At 44.1% G+C, this 1,278-nt stretch carries 1 protein-coding gene; it reads left to right on the top strand.

Annotated features, from left to right (window positions below; genetic code table 11):
* Window positions 1-65: 65 nt before the first annotated feature.
* A protein-coding gene (locus EI164_RS16165; protein WP_192520996.1) for an IS3 family transposase occupies window positions 66-1,231 on the top strand; the annotation gives its coding sequence in 2 pieces (ribosomal slippage) (window positions 66-324 and window positions 324-1,231; 1,167 coding nt in all).
* Window positions 1,232-1,278 lie beyond the last annotated feature (47 nt).

Raw genomic sequence — 1,278 nt, 5'->3', positions numbered from 1 at the left:
TGAGCTATGCTGAAGAAACCGTACAACTAAACTTGGTAAACTAAGCGTATTCACAGGAGTTTACCATGACCAAGAAAATCAGAACTTACAGCACAGAATTTAAAGCAGAAGCCGTTAAGAAGATAGCAAACAATAATGGCAATATCTCAGCGACCGCAAAGCAGCTTGGCATCGCCATGCAGACCTTATCTAATTGGCATAACAAAGCCAACCAAGGCAAGCTTGTAGGAACAGAGCAGTACGATCCACAGCTCATAGCCGTGATTGAAGAGAACAAGCGCCTCAAACGACAGCTTAAAGTAGCCGAAGAGGAACGAGAGATATTAAAAAAGGCGACGGCGTACTTTGCAAAGCACAGCTAGTCAGGTACGCCTTTATCAAAGATAACCAGCACTTCTTTAGCATCACCACTATGTGCCGTGTGCTAAAGATTAAGCATTCAAGTTACTACGACTGGCTGAGTCGCGATATCAGCGAGCAGCAGATACATCGCAACCATTGCGAGCTACTCGTTAAAGCCGCTCACAGTCAAAGTAAAGAACGTTATGGTTATGAACGTTTGCATGCAACGCTCACCGAGCAAGGCCATGACATTAGCCTATACATGGTTAGAAGCATTAAAGAGGAACATGGCATCAAATGCCGTCGCCACAAGCGCTTTAAAGTCACTACCGACTCCAATCACAACAAGCTGATCTATCCAAACGTACTGGATCAGAAGTTTGATGCCAGTCGCCCTAACCAAACGTGGGTCAGTGACATCACCTATATTTGGACGCTTGAGGGTTGGCTGTATTTAGCAGGCGTTAAAGACTTATACACTAAAGAGCTTGTCGGTTACGCCATCAACAAACGCATGACAGCAGATCTAGTATGCAAAGCATTGAACATGGCCATCAAGAACAAACGACCCAGTAAAGGGCTAGTCGTTCACTCTGATAGAGGCAGTCAGTACTGTAGTCATGCCTACCATAAGATCATCAAGCAGCATCAGCTTGCAGGCTCAATGAGCGCTAAAGGTAACTGCTTTGATAACGCACCTATAGAGAGCTTCTGGGGCGTATTAAAGAATGAGTTAATATATCATCAGGACTATAAGACCAGATTTGCCGCCATTACCGATATCATTAGATATATCGAGTTGTACTACAACCAAACGAGAATTCAAAAGGGTTTAGGCTATAAATCGCCAAGACAGGTGTGGTTTGACTATTATCGTCATGCTGCGTAATCAAAATCTCCCAAGTTTAGTTATACGGATTTGACAGCAGGGGTCAG

Origin of the sequence: Psychrobacter sp. FME13 (assembly GCF_014861395.1) — a bacterium.
In the GTDB taxonomy this organism is placed as follows: domain Bacteria; phylum Pseudomonadota; class Gammaproteobacteria; order Pseudomonadales; family Moraxellaceae; genus Psychrobacter.
This window is presented reverse-complemented; position numbering and strand designations above follow the sequence as displayed.